Source organism: Streptomyces sp. NPDC002386 (assembly GCF_053593175.1).
In genome coordinates this window covers 56,894-72,427 of sequence record NZ_JBSFBX010000011.1, presented here as the reverse complement: position 1 = coordinate 72,427, position 15,534 = coordinate 56,894, and the positions used below count along the sequence as shown (strand labels likewise).

At 74.2% G+C, this 15,534-nt stretch carries 17 protein-coding genes; 13 read left to right on the top strand and 4 right to left on the bottom strand.

The genetic code is table 11. The features are described 5' to 3' along the window. The first annotated feature begins 44 nt into the window (after nt 1–44). The 6 genes from ACWCPN_RS22460 (at nt 45) to ACWCPN_RS22435 (ending at nt 4,443) form a co-directional block, all read left to right on the top strand. On the top strand, nt 45–212 hold the full coding sequence (locus ACWCPN_RS22460; RefSeq protein WP_199209412.1) for a hypothetical protein: 168 nt from the start codon (nt 45–47) through the stop codon (nt 210–212). Between the two features lie 148 nt (nt 213–360). After that, complete coding sequence (locus ACWCPN_RS22455) at nt 361–1,266, top strand: aldo/keto reductase (protein WP_451208873.1); 906 nt, start codon at nt 361–363, stop codon at nt 1,264–1,266. Nucleotides 1,267–1,420: 154 nt separating this feature from the next. Next, nucleotides 1,421–1,792 (top strand): BlaI/MecI/CopY family transcriptional regulator, encoded by a 372-nt coding sequence (locus tag ACWCPN_RS22450; RefSeq protein ID WP_451208870.1) that lies wholly within the window; start codon nt 1,421–1,423, stop codon nt 1,790–1,792. Next, complete coding sequence (locus ACWCPN_RS22445; protein WP_451208867.1) at nt 1,789–2,718, top strand: M48 family metalloprotease; 930 nt, start codon at nt 1,789–1,791, stop codon at nt 2,716–2,718. Before ACWCPN_RS22450 ends, ACWCPN_RS22445 begins: the two co-directional genes overlap by 4 nt. Nucleotides 2,719–2,916: 198 nt before the next feature. Next, nucleotides 2,917–3,324 (top strand): VOC family protein, encoded by a 408-nt coding sequence (locus ACWCPN_RS22440; RefSeq protein ID WP_451208865.1) that lies wholly within the window; start codon nt 2,917–2,919, stop codon nt 3,322–3,324. 48 nt (nt 3,325–3,372) lie between these two features. After that, nucleotides 3,373–4,443 carry an adenosine deaminase gene (locus tag ACWCPN_RS22435; RefSeq protein WP_451208862.1) on the top strand — a complete coding sequence of 357 codons (1,071 nt, stop codon included), beginning with the start codon at nt 3,373–3,375 and terminating at the stop codon, nt 4,441–4,443. Here the strand turns inward: ACWCPN_RS22435 and ACWCPN_RS22430 are convergent. Beyond that, entirely contained in the window at nt 4,425–4,940 is a 516-nt protein-coding gene (locus tag ACWCPN_RS22430) for a mycothiol transferase (RefSeq protein WP_451208859.1), read from the bottom strand. The two genes, ACWCPN_RS22435 and ACWCPN_RS22430, sit on opposite strands and share 19 nt — an antisense overlap. A 100-nt stretch (nt 4,941–5,040) precedes the next feature. Then, the gene (locus tag ACWCPN_RS22425; protein WP_451208856.1) at nt 5,041–5,931 is read right to left on the bottom strand and encodes a LysR substrate-binding domain-containing protein; all 891 of its coding nucleotides are present in this window, start codon (nt 5,929–5,931) and stop codon (nt 5,041–5,043) included. A 111-nt stretch (nt 5,932–6,042) separates the two neighbouring features. On the opposite strand from ACWCPN_RS22425, the gene mgrA reads away from it, so the two are divergent. Beyond that, nucleotides 6,043–7,035 (top strand): L-glyceraldehyde 3-phosphate reductase, encoded by a 993-nt coding sequence (gene mgrA, locus ACWCPN_RS22420; RefSeq protein WP_451208854.1) that lies wholly within the window; start codon nt 6,043–6,045, stop codon nt 7,033–7,035. A 138-nt stretch (nt 7,036–7,173) separates the two neighbouring features. Here mgrA and ACWCPN_RS22415 read toward each other — a convergent pair whose 3' ends face one another. Further along, nucleotides 7,174–7,548 carry a nuclear transport factor 2 family protein gene (locus tag ACWCPN_RS22415; protein ID WP_392293564.1) on the bottom strand — a complete coding sequence of 125 codons (375 nt, stop codon included), beginning with the start codon at nt 7,546–7,548 and terminating at the stop codon, nt 7,174–7,176. 311 nt (nt 7,549–7,859) lie between these two features. Here ACWCPN_RS22415 and ACWCPN_RS22410 point away from each other — a divergent pair, with 311 nt between their 5' ends. The 4 genes from ACWCPN_RS22410 (at nt 7,860) to ACWCPN_RS22395 (ending at nt 12,211) form a co-directional block, all read left to right on the top strand. After that, on the top strand, nt 7,860–8,270 hold the full coding sequence (locus ACWCPN_RS22410; protein WP_451208850.1) for a hypothetical protein: 411 nt from the start codon (nt 7,860–7,862) through the stop codon (nt 8,268–8,270). 76 nt (nt 8,271–8,346) lie between these two features. Continuing rightward, on the top strand, nt 8,347–10,704 hold the full coding sequence (locus tag ACWCPN_RS22405) for an FHA domain-containing protein (protein WP_451208847.1): 2,358 nt from the start codon (nt 8,347–8,349) through the stop codon (nt 10,702–10,704). Continuing rightward, a complete protein-coding gene (locus ACWCPN_RS22400; RefSeq protein WP_451208841.1) occupies nt 10,701–11,252 on the top strand; it encodes a hypothetical protein in 552 nt (183 codons plus the stop codon). Before ACWCPN_RS22405 ends, ACWCPN_RS22400 begins: the two co-directional genes overlap by 4 nt. Then, nucleotides 11,252–12,211: a serine/threonine-protein kinase gene (locus tag ACWCPN_RS22395; RefSeq protein WP_451208838.1), complete on the top strand. Its 960-nt coding sequence runs from the start codon at nt 11,252–11,254 to the stop codon at nt 12,209–12,211. The genes ACWCPN_RS22400 and ACWCPN_RS22395 overlap by 1 nt, the downstream gene beginning before the upstream one ends. 24 nt (nt 12,212–12,235) lie before the next feature. Here ACWCPN_RS22395 and ACWCPN_RS22390 read toward each other — a convergent pair whose 3' ends face one another. After that, nucleotides 12,236–13,513, bottom strand: coding sequence for a streptophobe family protein (locus ACWCPN_RS22390; RefSeq protein ID WP_451209344.1), 1,278 nt, complete (start codon nt 13,511–13,513; stop codon nt 12,236–12,238). A gap of 121 nt (nt 13,514–13,634) precedes the next feature. Here ACWCPN_RS22390 and ACWCPN_RS22385 point away from each other — a divergent pair, with 121 nt between their 5' ends. Continuing rightward, nucleotides 13,635–14,939, top strand: coding sequence for a DUF6777 domain-containing protein (locus ACWCPN_RS22385; protein WP_451208835.1), 1,305 nt, complete (start codon nt 13,635–13,637; stop codon nt 14,937–14,939). Nucleotides 14,940–15,063: 124 nt separating this feature from the next. Beyond that, nucleotides 15,064–15,516 carry an ATP-binding protein gene (locus tag ACWCPN_RS22380; protein ID WP_451208832.1) on the top strand — a complete coding sequence of 151 codons (453 nt, stop codon included), beginning with the start codon at nt 15,064–15,066 and terminating at the stop codon, nt 15,514–15,516. Nucleotides 15,517–15,534: the final 18 nt, after the last annotated feature.

Genomic DNA, 15,534 nt, shown 5'->3' with positions numbered 1-15,534 from the left:
GTGAACGGTCCGGGCCGGTCCCGACGCTGGAGGTGTGAGCCGCCATGAGCGCAAAGGTGCTGGAACGATTCCCTGCGGGAGCCCCGCGTGGATCGTGGCCCGCGGAGGAGTACGCGGCCGCGCGCCGCGCCCAGGGCGAGGCCGCCACCGTGGTGATGGATCTGAGGTCGGACGCCTTCCTGGTCGTGGTGCCGGGCCAGGAGGAGGACTGACGGCCCCGGCGGACAGCGCGGCCGTCACCGCGCGGTCAGCCCGGCCGAGTACGCGCCGCCGGGTCCCTCTCCTCACCTCGTGAGCGGGGGACCGCGCGCGTCCCTCGATCCCGGTGCCCGCCCGCGCGCCGCGTGCGAGACTCCGCCGATGACCATCGAAACGATCACCGCGGAAGCCTCCGGCACCTACCGCCTCGGCGACCTGCCCGTCCACCGCCTCGGCCTCGGCGCCATGCGGCTGACCGGCAGTGCCGCCTTCCACATCGGCACCCCGAGTGAGCGGGAACGCTCCCTCACCGTGCTGCGCGAGGCCGTCGAACTCGGTGTGAACCACATCGACACGGCGGCCTTCTACTTCTCGTCCCTGCGCTCCGCGAACGAACTGATCAACACCGCGCTGTCCCCCTGTCCCGACGGCCTGGTCGTCGTCACCAAGGTCGGCCCGCACCGCGACGAGCAGGGCGAGTGGAGCACCGCGGCCCGCCCCGACGAACTGCGCGGGCACGTGGAGGAGAACCTGCGCCAGCTCGGCCGGGACCACCTCGACGTCGTCAACTACCGCCGCCAGAGCCAGGACTCGATAGCCGAGCACTTCGGCGCCCTCGCCGAACTGCGGGAGGCCGGGCTGATCCGGCACCTCGGCGTCTCCGGCGTCGAACCGCGGCACCTCGCCGAGGCCCTGGAGATCGCGCCGGTGGTGTGCGTGCAGAACCGGTACGCGGTGGACCGGCCCGACCCCGTCGGTGACGAGGTGCTGCGCCTGTGCGGCGAGCACGGCATCGCCTTCGTCCCCTTCTACGCCGTCGCCGGCGCGGCCGGGGAGCACGGCGCGACCACCGCCCACGACGAGGCCGTCCTCTCCGTCGCCCGGACGCACGGCGTGAGCCCCGCCCAGATCCGCATCGCCTGGACCCTGCACCAGGGCCCGCACGTCCTCGCCATCCCCGGCACCGGCGATCCCGCCCATCTCGTCCAGAACGTCGCCGCCGGCGCGCTGCGCCTCACCGGTGAGGAGGTCGCCCGGCTCGACGCGGCCCGCTCCCAGGCCGGCTGACCGCAGGACCCGGCACGCGGGCGAGGCGGCCACGACCGGGGCGGTTTCCGACGGCGGCCGGGACACCCGCACCGGCGGGAACGGCGCCCGGCCGACTACACTGGCGTAGCCGGTCCGGTGGGCCGCGGACGAGGACGGGGTGAGGAACGATCCGATGACCGAGGCCAGGGACGCGCGCAGGCCCGCCGGTGAACTCGAAGCGAGCGTGATGGCCGCCCTCTGGGCAGCCGGCTCGCCCCAGACGCCCGGCCAGGTCCAGCTCGGCCTCGGCGGCGGTCTCGCCCGTACGACGGTCACGACGATCCTGACCCGGCTGCACGACAAGGGCATCGTCGACCGGCTGCGCCAGGGGCGCGGCTACGCCTACTTCCCGGTCCAGGACGCCCAGGGCCTGACCGCCCGCCGGATGCACACCGAACTCGACCGGGACGGCGACCGCGAGACCGTCCTCGCCCGCTTCGTCGCCCAGCTCAGCCCCGGCGACGAACGCATCCTGCGGGACCTGCTCGAACCCGGCGACCAATGACGGCCCTGCTCCTGCTGCCGCTGCTGCTGCCGTTCGCCCTGCCGGCCCTGGCCCGCCGGGCGCTCGACCGGCTCGCGCCGGCCGCCGCGCTGTGGGCGGTCACCTCGTGCGCGGTCGTGCTGGCCGGCTGCTCGCTGGGCGCGCTCGGCGTGTTCCTGCTGACGGGTCTGCTCAAGCTGCCGCTGTTCGCCGCGCTCGGGGAGCTCATCCACCCTCTGCGGACCGCCTCCGACCTCGTGGTCCTGCCCACCGCCGCGGTCTCCGTCGGAGCCCTCGCGGCGTGCGCCTGGACGCTGGTCCGTTCCGTCCTGCGCCAGGCCCGAGCCTTCCGGACCGCCCGCACCGAGGCCGGGCGCGGGCCCGCCGCGGGCGACCTGTGCGTGGTGGACTCCGTCCGCCCGGACGCCTACGCCCTGCCCGGCCGCCCGCACCGGATCGTCGTCACCACCGCCATGCTGCGCTGTCTCGACGGCCCCGAGCGCGAGGCGCTGTTCGCGCACGAGCGGGCGCACAACGACGGCGGCCATCACTACTTCCTCGCCGCCGCCGAACTCGCGGCGCACTGCCACCCCGCCCTCCGCCCGGTCCGCGAGAGCATCCGGCTGGCCGCCGAGCGTGCGGCCGACGAGGCCGCCGCCGCCCGGGTCGGGGACCGCCGGCTGACCGCCCGTGCCATCGCCCGCGCCGCTCTCGCGTCCCAGGCCGAGCACTCCGGGCGGCCCGCCTTCGCCGCCGCCGCGACCACCGGCCCCGTGCCGCAGCGGGTCCGCGCCCTGCTGGCCGGCGCCCGCGCTCCGCGCCGGGCCGGCCGCCCGGTCGCCGCCCTGCTCCTCGTCTGCGCCGCCGTCTCCTGTGCGGCCGCGGCTGAGGGTCTGGCCGACGTTCACCACCGGGTCGAGATCGCCCAGGGCGATCAGAGCCCGTAGCCGGACCGCCGAACCGCCGAACCGCCGGACCGCCGGACCGCCGAACCGCCGAACCGCCGAACCGCCGAACCGCCGAACCGCCGGACCGCCGGACCGCCGGACCGCGTCCACCCCCACCCGCCTCCGCGACGGCGACTGGCGCTCGCGGGGTTTTACGTATAACCTCACCCGCCAGTCCACCCCCACCGGAAGGCCCCGATGCGACGCGTTGCCCTGGTCACCCTCGTCGTGGACGACTACGACGAGGCCATCCGCTTCTACACCGACGCCCTCGGGTTCCGGCTGGCCGAGGACGAGCCCCGGCCGGACGGCTCCCGCTGGGTCGTCGTGGAGCCGGACGCCCGGGGCGGGGACGCGGCCGGGCACGGCACCGGCCTGCTGCTGGCCCGGGCCAGGAGCGCGGAGCAGCGCGCCCGGCTGGGGGACCAGACCGGCGGCCGGGTCGGGTTCTTCCTGCACACCGACGACTTCGCCCGTGACCACGCCCGGATGACCGCCGCCGGCGTGACCTTCCTGGAGGAGCCGCGGCACGAGCCGTACGGCACGGTCGCCGTCTTCCAGGACCTGTACGGCAATCGCTGGGACCTGCTCCAGCCCGCCGGCTGACCTCTCCTCCCGCCACCCCGAACCACCTGTCCAAGGGAAAGAAACGCCATGACCGCTACGCGCGTAGACATCGACGTCCTCCGCCGCCTGCCCAAGGCCGTCCTGCACGACCACCTCGACGGCGGCCTGCGCCCCGCCACCGTCGTGGACCTCGCCGCCGCGGTCGGCCACACCCTGCCCACCACCGACCCCGACGAGCTGGCCGCCTGGTACTTCGAGGCCGCCAACTCCGGCGACCTGGTCCGCTACATAGCCACCTTCGAGCACACCCTCGCCGTCATGCAGAACCGCGAGGGCCTGCTGCGGGTCGCCGAGGAGTACGTCCTCGACCTCGCCGCCGACGGTGTCGTCTACGCCGAGGTGCGCTACGCCCCCGAGCTGAACACCAGGGGCGGCCTGTCGATGAGCGAGGTCGTGGAGACGGTCCAGGAGGGTCTCGCGGCCGGCATGGCCAAGGCGGCCGCCGCCGGCACCCCGGTGCGCGTCGGCACCCTGCTCTGCGGCATGCGGATGTTCGACCGCGTCCGCGAGGCCGCCGACCTGGCCGTCGCCTACCGGGACGCCGGTGTCGTGGGCTTCGACATCGCCGGCGCCGAGGACGGGTTCCCGCCCGCCGACCACCTCGCCGCCTTCGAGCACCTGCGCCGCGAGAGCGTGCCGTTCACCATCCACGCGGGCGAGGCGCACGGCCTGCCCAGCATCCACCAGGCCCTCCAGGTGTGCGGCGCCCAGCGCCTCGGCCATGGTGTGCGCATCACCGAGGACATCGTGGACGGCAAGCTCGGCCGGCTGGCCGGCTGGGTGCGCGACCGCCGGATCCCGCTGGAGATGTGCCCCACCTCCAACCTCCAGACCGGCTGCGCCGCCTCCATCGCCGAGCACCCCATCACCGCGCTGAAGGACCTCGGCTTCCGGGTCACCCTCAACACCGACAACCGTCTGGTGTCGGGCACGACGATGACCCGGGAGATGTCCCTGCTGGTCGAGGAGGCCGGCTGGACGGTGGAGGACCTGCGCACGGTCACCGTGAACGCGGTCAAGAGCGCGTTCATCCCGTTCGACGAGCGCAGGGCGCTCATCGAGGACGTGGTCCTGCCGGGTTACGCGGCCGCGCTCTGAGCGAGCCCCCGCAGGTAGGCGGCCTGTCCGACGTGCTGGAGATCGTCGGACAGGACGCTGACCAGGCGGGCGCCGAGCGTGACCGGCGGGTCCCAGCGCTCGTCCACGATCCGCTCCAGGTCCTTGGCGGCCAGGCCGCGCAGGGCGCCCAGGGTCTGCTCGTGGACGGCGTCGTAGTACCCGGTGAGCACGTCGGCCGACTCGACCCGCACCTTCGCGACCTTCTCGGCGCCGTGCCCGTAACCGGTGTCGTGGCGGGGCAGGCCGAGGCCGAGGCGCTCCTCCCAGCCCTGGGAGAGCCAGACCTGTTCGAGGCCGAAGGCGTCGGCGACGTGGTCGTCCTGCACCCGGGTGAGGTGCCAGACGAGCCAGGCGGCGGAGTTGGCGCCGGGCGCCGGGCGGAAGTGCAGCTCTTCGGGTCCCAGGCCCTTGAGGGCGGCGTGGACTTCTTCCTGGATGCGGCCGTAGCCGTCGATGAGGATGTCCTTGGCATGCATGACGTCCACCATCGCGCATCGGGCCCGCTCGCGCGTCCGCTGCCGCCCGGCCGGCCGGGCCGGCGCCGGGCCCGCCACCCGGCCGGCCGGCCCGTTGCCGTCAGGCAGCCCCGTCGTCCGTCTCCAGCAGTGTGACCAGGGCGCGGGCCGCGGGGCTGGTCGCACGCTCCGGGGGCAGCAGGGCGACGGTCTCGTACTCCGCCTCGACCGTCCCCTTGACCGGCAGCGCCGTCAGCGAGGGGCGCTTGTGCCGGAAGTGCCTCGGTACGACGGCGATGCCGAGGTTCTCGTCGATCAGGTCCAGCAGGCTGTGCACGTCGTTGACCTCCAGCGCCACCGTGCGCCGGACACCGGCCGCCGAGAAGGCGGCGTCGGTGGTGCGGCGCGGACCCCAGTCGGGGTGGAAGTCCACGAACACCTCGCCGGCCAGGTCGTCCGGCGCGAGCACCGCCCCGGCCCCGGCGAGCCGGTGGCTCGGATGGCACAGCACCGTCATGGGCTCGCTGGTCAGCGACACCGAGCGGAGCTGATCGGTGTCCGCCTGGGTGCGGTAGGCGAAGGCCAGGTCCAGCCGCCCGGCGGCCACCTCCTCGGCCAGGGCCCCCGAACCCGCCTGCCGCAGCCGGATCTCCACGTCCGGGTGCCGGCGCCGGAAGGCCGCCAGCAGCCCCGCCACGTGCACCCCGGCGATGCACTGCTCGGTGCCCAGCGCCAGCGTGCCGCGCAGCACGCCCTGCACGGCGGCAACCGCCTCGTGCGCCGAGCGCACCTGTGCCAGGATCCGCTCGGCCTCCACCAGCAGCGCACGCCCCGCCTCGGTGAGCGTGACCCGGCGGGTCGTCCGGACGAACAACGGCGCCCGCAGCTCCCGCTCCAGCGCCCGGATCGACGCCGACAGGCCGGACTGGGACACCAGGAGGCGCTCGGCGGCCCGGGTGAAGTGCTGGTCCTCGGCGACCGCGACGAAGTGCTGGAGATGGCGCAGTTCCATGATTGAGAAGCCTATCCGCTGAATTCCATCGGATTCTTCTGTTGGACCGCTGCCCGGCGTTCGGTGAAGAGTGGAACTGGTAGATCTTGTGCCAACCCCTCTGGAGTCGCGTTGTACACCGCACACCCCGACCGCTACGCGGACATGCCCTACCGGCGCACCGGACGCAGCGGCCTGAAGCTTCCCGCGCTGTCGCTCGGCCTGTGGCACAACTTCGGGCCCGACCGGCCCGTGGAGACCCAGCGCGCCATCCTGCGCCGCGCCTTCGACCTCGGCGTCACCCACTTCGACCTGGCCAACAACTACGGCCCGCCGCCCGGTGCGGCGGAGTCCGCGCTCGGTGAGGCGCTGAAGGCCGACTTCACGCCCTACCGCGACGAACTGGTGATCTCCACCAAGGCCGGCTACCTGATGTGGCCCGGCCCGTACGGCGAATGGGGTTCGCGCAAGTACCTGCTGTCCTCGCTCGACCAGAGCCTGAAGCGCATGGGCCTGGACTACGTCGACATCTTCTACTCGCACCGCTTCGACCCGGACACTCCGCTGGAGGAGACGATGGGCGCCCTGCACACGGCGGTGCGGCAGGGCAAGGCGCTGTACGTCGGCGTCTCCAACTACTCCGCCGAGCAGACCCGCGAGGCCGCCCGGATCCTCGCCGACCTCGGCACCCCGCTCCTGGTCCACCAGCCGCGCTACTCGATGCTCGACCGGCGACCCGAGGACGAGGGCGTGCTGGACGTCCTGGACGAACTGCGGGCCGGCTCCGTCGTCTACTCCCCGCTGGAGCAGGGCCTGCTCACCGGACGCTACCTCGACGGCATCCCGGAGGGCTCCCGGGCCGCGAGCGACAGCCCGTTCCTGAACTCGGACGCCGTCACCGAGGACCTGGTCGGCCGGCTGCGCGCCCTCGACGGCATCGCGCAGTCCCGCGGGCAGACCCTGGCCCAGATGGCCCTGGCCTGGGTGCTTCGCGGCGGCCGGGTCACCTCCGCGCTGGTCGGCGCGAGCAGCCCGCGGCAGCTCGAGGACAGCGTCGGGGCGGTGCGCAATCTCGACTTCGACGACGAGGAACTGGCGCGTATCGACGCCGTCGTGAAGGGCTGAGAACAGCGGGAGCGGCGGCCGGACCACGCATGTCCGGCCGCCTTTCGCCGCGCCGCGGTCCGCGATTTCCGCGCGGCGCCGCGACGCATTACCCGAATTCCGAATCCGGAATTCCGTTTGTTGTCGCCGGTCCCGGCCTCAGGCCGCCGGCGGAACCCGGTCCAGGAAACCCAGCACCTGCCGGATGCGGCCCTCGCCGTCCAGGGTGACCACGTCGAACCCGGCCACCGGGGCCGAGCCGTCCTTCTCGTTCACCAGCTCCCAGCCGAAGCGGGCGGTGTCGTGGTGCCCGTCCACCGCGCCGTGGGGGCGGAACACGAAGCCGGGAAACTGCTCGTGGACCGCGGCGATCACGGCCGCGACGCCCTCGTGGCCGCGCACCTCGGCCATCGGATCGGTGTATCCGCCGTCCTCCGTCCAGGCCGCGGCGACCGCCTTGCGCAGCGCCTCCGGCTCCACGGCGTTCCAGGCCTCGAAGTAACGGGCGACGGCGCTCTCGTAGTTCACGGACATGGTGAATCAGCCTCCATCGAGGTCGTAACCGCTGGTCGGGAACCGGATACGGGATTCGCCGATCCGGTGTGACCACCATGCCCGAGCGCCATGTGGACGGTCGATTACCTCCCGGGTAATGACGAGCCCGCGCATACCCGGGGTATTTCGGCCAGAGAGTGCGGTGAATATGCCAGGAGACTGGCCGGAAAGTCATGGTGACAGTGTTTCGGGAGTGGCGATACTCGAATAGCAGGGGCACTTCACCGCACAGGAGCCGCACCGAGGGCGAGGGCCGGCCGGCACACCAGCGAGGCGACGGGGGAGTGATCGTGCACGACGAATTCCTGTGCCATGTCACCGCGTACGGCATGTGCGGCGGGCAGCGCATCGGCGTTCCTTTAGGCACCTATCGCGCGCCCACGCTGGCGCTGGCCCTGTGGTGGCTGCGCGACCGGGCGTCCTGGATCGCCGAGCGGCTGGATCCGAGCCCCCGGGATCCCGCCTTCCCGGCGGCCGCGCTGGTCCCGGTCGCGGACACGGTGGCCGACGTCCCCGCCCTGCTGCGCGCCTGGTGCGCCGACGACGCCCGGCAGGCGCTGATCGCGGACGAGCTGGCGGGCGGACGGCTGGTGCGGATCGCCGCCAGCGACGACACCACCGAGTACGAACTGCTCGCCGAGTCGGTGGACGCGCTGCGCATGCAGCGCACCCTCCCGGCGCTCGTCGTGCCCGTGGCCTGACACGTGCCACCGCGCCCGTCGCCCGGCTGCCGGGCCGCCCGGGCGCACGAATGGTCGAATCGGTACAATTCTGGGCATGGCGGAGCGGCCAATCGCCCCGGCGGCACCCGAACTCGTGCTCGAGACCGACGCGGGCTCCACGGTGATGAACCCGGGCCACGACTACCACGTCGGGCGCGATCCGCTGAGCGACATCGTGTTCGACGACGACCGGGTCTCGTGGCACCACGCGGTGCTCCGCTGCGACCACGACCGCTGGACGCTGCGGGACGCGCAGAGCACCAACGGCACCTACGCGGACGGCCGGCGCATCGACGAGTGGGACGTCCGCCCCGGCACCGTCATCCGCTTCGGCAACCCCTCGGACGGCCCACGCGCCGTCCCCGTGGGACCGCCCGAGCCCGCCGAGCCCGCCGCGCAGGGGCCGGCGGTCGTCTCGCACCCGGAGCTGACCGGCACCTACCGCGCCCCGAGCAGCGTCCGGCCGCTGCCCGTGCGCACCATCCGCATAGGCCGGGCCGAGGACAACGACCTGGTCGTCGACGACCTGACCGTCTCCCGCCACCACGCCGAACTGCGCGCCCACGCAGACGGCAGCTACGAGATCGCCGACCTCGGCAGCCACAACGGCACCTACCTCAACGGCGCCCCCGTCACCCAGGCCCCGGTCGGCCCCCGCGACCTCGTCGGCATCGGCCACATCACCTACTGCCTGGTCGACGACGAACTGCAGGAGTACGTCGACACCGGCGAGGTCTCGCTCGACGTGCAGGACCTCACGGTCACCGTCGACGGCGGCAAGGTCATCCTCGACCACGTCTCCTTCCCGGTGGAGGAGAAGTGCCTGCTCGCGGTCGTCGGCCCGAGCGGCTCCGGCAAGTCGACGCTGCTCGGCGCCCTCACCGGACAGCGCCCCGCCGATCACGGCACCGTCCTGTACGACGGCCGCGACCTCTACCACGACTACGCCGAACTGTGCCGGCGCATCGGCCTGGTCCCGCAGGACGACATCCTGCACCCCCAGCTCACCGTGCGCGCCGCCCTGTCCTACGCCGCCGAACTGCGCTTCCCCGGCGACACCGCGCGGACCGAACGACGGGCCCGGGTGGACGAGGTGATCCGGGAACTGGGCCTGGAGGCACGGGCCGACCAGCCCGTGCACAGCCTCTCCGGCGGCCAGCGCAAGCGGGTCAGCGTGGCCCTTGAGCTGCTGACCAAACCGTCACTGCTCTTCCTCGACGAGCCGACCTCCGGACTCGACCCGGGAATGGACCGGTCGGTGATGCACATGCTGCGCGGCCTCGCCGACGACGGCCGCACCGTCATCGTCGTCACGCACAGCGTGCTCAGCCTCGACGTCTGCGACCGCCTGCTGGTGCTCGCCCCCGGTGGCCGGATCGCCTACTACGGCCGGCCCGAGGACGCCCTCGCCTTCTTCGGCTTCGAGCAGTGGCCGGAGGCCTTCGAGGCATTCGACCGCGACCAGGACCGCGACTGGGCGGAGGAGTACCGCGACTCCCCGTTCCACCGGTACTACGTCACCGACGCCGGCACCCAGCCCCGCCTGCCGTCCGCCGCCCCTGCCGTACCCGTGCCGCCGCCGCCCCCGCGCGGCTGGAGCGGCCAGCTCCGCACGCTCGTGCGCCGCTACACCGCCGTCCTCGCCGCCGACCGCACCTTCCTCGTCGTCATGATCGCGCTGCCGTTCGTCATGGGCGCCATGGCCCGGGCCCTGGCGGGCAGCCGGCTCACCCGGGACACCGCGATGAACGCGCTGCTCATCCTGTGCGTCGGCGCGGTGCTCACCGGGGCCGCCAACGCGGTGCGCGAACTCGTCAAGGAGCGCGCGGTCTACCGGCGCGAACGCGCCGTCGGCCTGTCCAGATCGGCCTATCTGATGTCCAAGGTGGTGGTGCTCGGCACGGTCACGGTCGTCCAGGCCGTCGTGCTCACCCAGGTCGCCCTGCTCGGCGTCGACCTGAACGCCCCCGGCGGCCGGGGCGTCCTGCTGCCACCGCTCGCCGAGCTCACCCTCGCCGTCGCGCTGCTCGCCCTCACCGCGATGATGCTCGGTCTGCTGGTCTCCGCGCTGGTGCGCAAGGAGGAGGTGACGATGCCGCTGCTGGTGCTGCTCGCCATCGTCCAGGTCGTCTTCTGCGGCGCGCTGCTCCCGCTGCACGGCGTGCCCGGCCTGGAGCAGCTGTCCTGGCTGGTGCCCTCCCGCTGGGCGCTCGGCGCCATGGCCGGCACGATCGGGCTGGCCCGGATCGTGCCGGGCACCGTCACCGCCGACCCGCTGTTCCGGCACTCGTCCGGGATCTGGCTGCTGGATCTGGGCATGCTGCTGGTGCTCTCCGCCCTCTACGGCCTGCTGGTCGTCCCGCTGCTGCGCCGGCACGAACCCGCCGTCACGCGGAGACGGGCGGCCCGATGAGCCAACAGCGCGCCTCCGTGTTCCGGCCGACCCACGTCGTGCCGCCCGACGGCATGCCCGCCTGGGAGGCACCGGACCCGGCCCGCCCCGCGGTGTCCCTCGACCGGCTGCTGCCCGTCGAACTCGTCGAACGGCTCGGCGACTGGGCACACATCCGCTGCGCCAACGGCTGGACCGCCTGGGTCGACGGCCGCCACCTGGTCGCCGTGCCCCGGGATCCGCCCGCCGCCGGGGACGCGCCCGCCGCCACCGCCGACCCGCTCGCGCTGCTCGCCCGCGCCGAACGGGCCCTGGCCGGCTACCGGGCGGCCGTTCGCGAGCTCTCGGACGGCCGTCTGGACGGCCGGGCCTTCGAGGACCGCACCCGCGAGCTGCGCGTCGGGATCGTGGTCGACGGCGAGTCGATGTGGGTGTACGACCCCGACGAGGGCCGCTGGATGTACGGCGACGGACGCCGGCTGCACACCTACGCCACCGAGCGCCCGGCCTCCGCCGGCCCGGCCGATCACGCCCCCACCCGGTACGCGGCCCCCGGGGGTGAGACCTGATGGCCGGCCGGGCGGGCCTGTCCTCGGGGCGGCCCCCGGAACTCGTCGGGCGCCGGGTGGCGGGCTACCTGCTGGAGAGCGTCATCGGCCGCGGCGGCATGGCCGTCGTCTACCGCGCCCGGGACCTGCGCCTGGACCGCACCGTCGCGCTCAAGCTGCTCGCCCCGGAACTCGCCCGCAACGACACCTTCCGCAAGCGTTTCACCCACGAGTCACGGGTGGCCGCCGCCATCGACCACCCGCACATCGTGCCCGTCTTCGAAGCCGGTGAGACCGACGGCTTGCTCTACATCGCCATGCGCTACGTCCCCGGCAGCGACCTGCGCCGTCTGCTCGACGAGCGTGGACCGCTGCCCTTCACCGACGCCGTGCGCATCGCCGCCCAGGTGGCCTCCGCGCTGGACGCCGCCCACGAACACGGCCTGGTCCACCGGGACGTGAAACCCGGCAACGTCCTGATCGCCCGCGGCACCGACAGCGACCACCCCGAGCACGTCTACCTCACCGACTTCGGGCTCACCAAGAAGTCGCTGTCCCTGACCGGGTTCACCAGCGTCGGCCAGTTCGTCGGCACCCTCGACTACGTGGCCCCGGAGCAGATCTCCGGCCGGCCCGTCGACGGCCGCTGCGACGTCTACGGCCTGGCCTGCGTCGTCCAGGAGACCCTCACCGGACGCCCGCCCTTCCGGCGCGAGGACGACATGGCCCTGCTGTGGGCCCACCAGTACGCAGAGCCGACCCCGCCCCGCGCCGTCCGACCCGGACTTCCCCCGGGCGTCGACGAGGTCTTCGCCCGGGCCCTCGCCAAGAGCCCGGAAGCCCGCTACGACACCTGCCTCGACTTCGTCGCCGCGCTGCGCGCCACCCCCGCCGCCACGGCACCGGACCACCCGGCACCGGCCGGGCCCCCACCGCCGCCCGAGTGGGCCGGACCGGTCTTCCGCGGCGCCGGGGCCTAGGCCTGGGGCCGGTCGGGACGGGCCCTAGGGGACGTCGACCCGGCCGCGGCGGTGCACCGGCCGGGCGAGCACGGCGCCCAGGAAGCCGGTGACCAGCCCCCACAGCGCGCCCAGGCTCACCGCCTGCCACAGCCGGGGCCTGAGGAACAGCTCCCCGGACAGCCCGCCGCCCAGATCGCCGATGCCGAGCAGCGACAGGCCGTAGTGCGCCGAGATCCGGCAGAGCAGGCAGACCATCAGGACCGTCAGTGCCAGGGCGACGGCCAGCCGCACCGCGTGCTGCCAGGCCCGGACCCCGGCCGGGCTCCTCGCCGCCATCAGGAAGGCCGCCGCCGACGTCAGCACCACCTGGGCGACCAGCAGCCACCACATCGCGCCGTCCCGCTCGGTGAGCGTGCGCAGGTTCAGCGTCGCGACGTCCGGCGTGCGCAGGACGTGGTCCAGCACCTCGGGCATCGGCAGTCCGAACGGGCCGTCCACCCGGCCGTTCCAGGTGGCGCCCTGGCCGAGGGTGAGGGCGAGCCAGGCCAGGTTGGGCAGACCGAGCAGGATCACCGCGAAGGTCTCGGCGGGGTGCCCGCGCGTCGCCGCCGACACCAGCGCCACGACGAGGCCGACGGCGACGCAGCCGAGCAGCAGCAGGACCACGGCGTGCGCGGCCGGGCGCACCGGCTCGCGCAGCCGCAGCAGCCGCCCGGGCAGCGGCGCGCCGGGTGCCACCAGCAGGGTGAGCAGCAGCACCCCGGCCAGCCACAGCAGCCCGAACAGCACGGTCAGCGGCACGTCGGTGGTGAACCCGACCGTCGGCGCACCGCCGAACAGATCGGTGAGATCGCTGAGGGTGCCGTTGCCCATGTCCACGGCGAAGGTCTGACGGGCGGTGAGACCGAGGCCGATCAGCGCGAGCAGCCAGAGCAGCGCCAGCCGGGCGGCCCAGCCGGCCAGCTCCCGGACCGAGGCGACCGCCCGGTGCCGCAGCGGCCGCAGGAAGCCCGCGCCGATCACCAGGGCCCCGGCCAGGGTCACGGAGAGCGGCATCACGGTGAGACCGGCCCTGGTCCGCGCCAGCGGACCCGCGTCACCGGTGAGTTCGAGCGTGCCGCCGACCGCCGTCACCACGGTCGCGGCCACGACCCGGGCGAACGCGCCGTCGGGCAGCCCCGCGGCGCCGGCCGCCCACAGCCCGAGTGCCGCGAGGACGAACATCACGGCGAGCCCCGACAGCACCGTCACCAGGGCCCGTCCCCAGCCGTGGCGGGCGGCGGGCCGTGCGTCGACGGTCACAGGGGTCACCCTTGCCAGGCTAGGCAGGGCCGGGGCGCCCCGCCCGCCGGGTGAGCCGTCCGGCGTCGGCTTGCGAGGGCCGGGGGACCCGGGCACACAATCTGGATATGAGCCGCGACCGCGACGGGAAGAAGTGCTCGTGAGCGTCGAACCTCCGTCCTCCGGCCGTCCGACCGGGCCGCCCGCCGGCCCGCTGTCGGGCCCCTCCCAGCCGCCCACGGGACCACCCGTTCCCCCACCGCCGGGCGACGGCTCCGGCCCGTGGGGCGGGGGAGAAGGGCCGCACCGGCCGTGGTGGAAGTCCGTGCCGCGCGTGGCAGCGCTCACCGCGGCGGTGATCGCCGTGGCCGTGCTGGCGGTGGTCCTCACCCGGCCCGGCACCGGCCCCTCCGTCAAGGGCGGTGAGGTCTTCCTGCAGCCCGCGAGCCAGACCGGTCCCGACCCGTTCACGGAGTCGACCGTGCGCGAGGCGGGCGCGCCGACCTCCCCACCCGGGTCACCCTCCGCGTCCACCCCGACGGCGCCCTCCGCTCCCGCGGGCGTGGTCCGGGGGGTGGACGGAGGCGCCCCCGGGCTCTACAGCGGGGTCAGGAACCGGCCGAGCTGCGACGTCGAGAAGCAGATCACCGCGCTGCGGGCCGACCCGGCGAGGAACCGCGCCTACGCAGCCGCGGCAGGCGTCCGGCCGTCCGACGTCCCCGCGTTCCTGCGGTCGCTCACCCCGGTCACACTGCGCGCCGACACCCGCGTCACCAACCACGGCTACCGCGACGGCCGGGCCACCGGCTTCCAGGCGGTCCTCCAGGCCGGCACCGCCGTCCTGGTCGACGGACACGGCGTGCCCCGAGCCCGCTGCGCCTGCGGCAACCCCCTCACCCCACCGGTCGCGCAGCCCGGCACCGTTCGGCTGACCGGTGACCGCTGGGCCTCCTACCGGCCGTCGGAGGTCGTCGTGGTGACACCCGCCCGGGCGGCGGTCCAGGCCTTCGTGATCTACGACCCCCGGGGCCGTGACTGGTTCCGCCGCGAGGCCGGCGACGACACCGGCCGCCAGGACGAGCACACCGAGGCCCCCGAGGACACCCGTCCCTGGGTCCCGCCCGCCGGCTGCGTGTCACCCGGGACGACCGGCGCCTCGGGGCGGCCCTGCCCGCCGACACCGAGCCTCGGCCGTTCGCCGCAGTCGCCTTCCTCCTCCACGGCGACTCCGTCCGGCCAGGGTTCCCGGCCGCCGTCGTCGCAGGCCCCCTCGCAGGCGCCGTCGTCCGAGTCGCCCCCGAGCGAGGCACCGTCCTCGGGTCCCTCGTCCGAGGCGCCGCCGACCGGGACGCCGTCCTCCGGGGCCCCGTCGAATCCCCCCTCGTCCGCGCCCTCCGCGCCCGGCTCCGAACCGGCCCGGACCGCGCCCTCCGAACCACCCGCCGGGACCCGGCCGGCCGCGTGACCGGCGGGCATGACAGGCTGTGCGCGGTGGGCGAACGCACCGGGGGGACTGCGGGGCCCGGCTCCGGGTACGAGGACAGGTGCAACAGCGACCGGCCGGACCGGGCCTTCCGAGAGAGACGCGCATGACCGAGCACCTGGGCGGGGCAGTGATACCGACTGGTTTCGACGTACCCGTGGAGCCGCTGAGACGCGCGGCGCACTACACCGGCGAACCCGGATGCATCGCCGAGGCCCGCGCCTTCGCCGCCCAGTTCCTGGAGCAGCTCAGGCACGAGTGGTGCGCGGGCATCGACGGCCGCACCGACGGTGAGCTGCTTCTCGTCGTGAGCGAGCTGGTCACCAATGCCGACCGGCACAGCAGCGGCCCGTACATCCTCGAGCTGGAGGGCACGGACGCGTCGGTCGCCGTCGCGGTCTGCGACAGCAGCGCGACCCTGCCCCGCCGCTACCCGAAGAACCCCGAGCGCGTCGGCCGGCACGGTCTGGAGATCGTGCACGCGGTCGCGTCCCAGGTCACGGTCGAGCGCGTCCCGGTCGGCAAGCGCGTGTGCGCACGGGTCGACCTGAAGCGGTGAACCCTCCGGCGCTCCCGG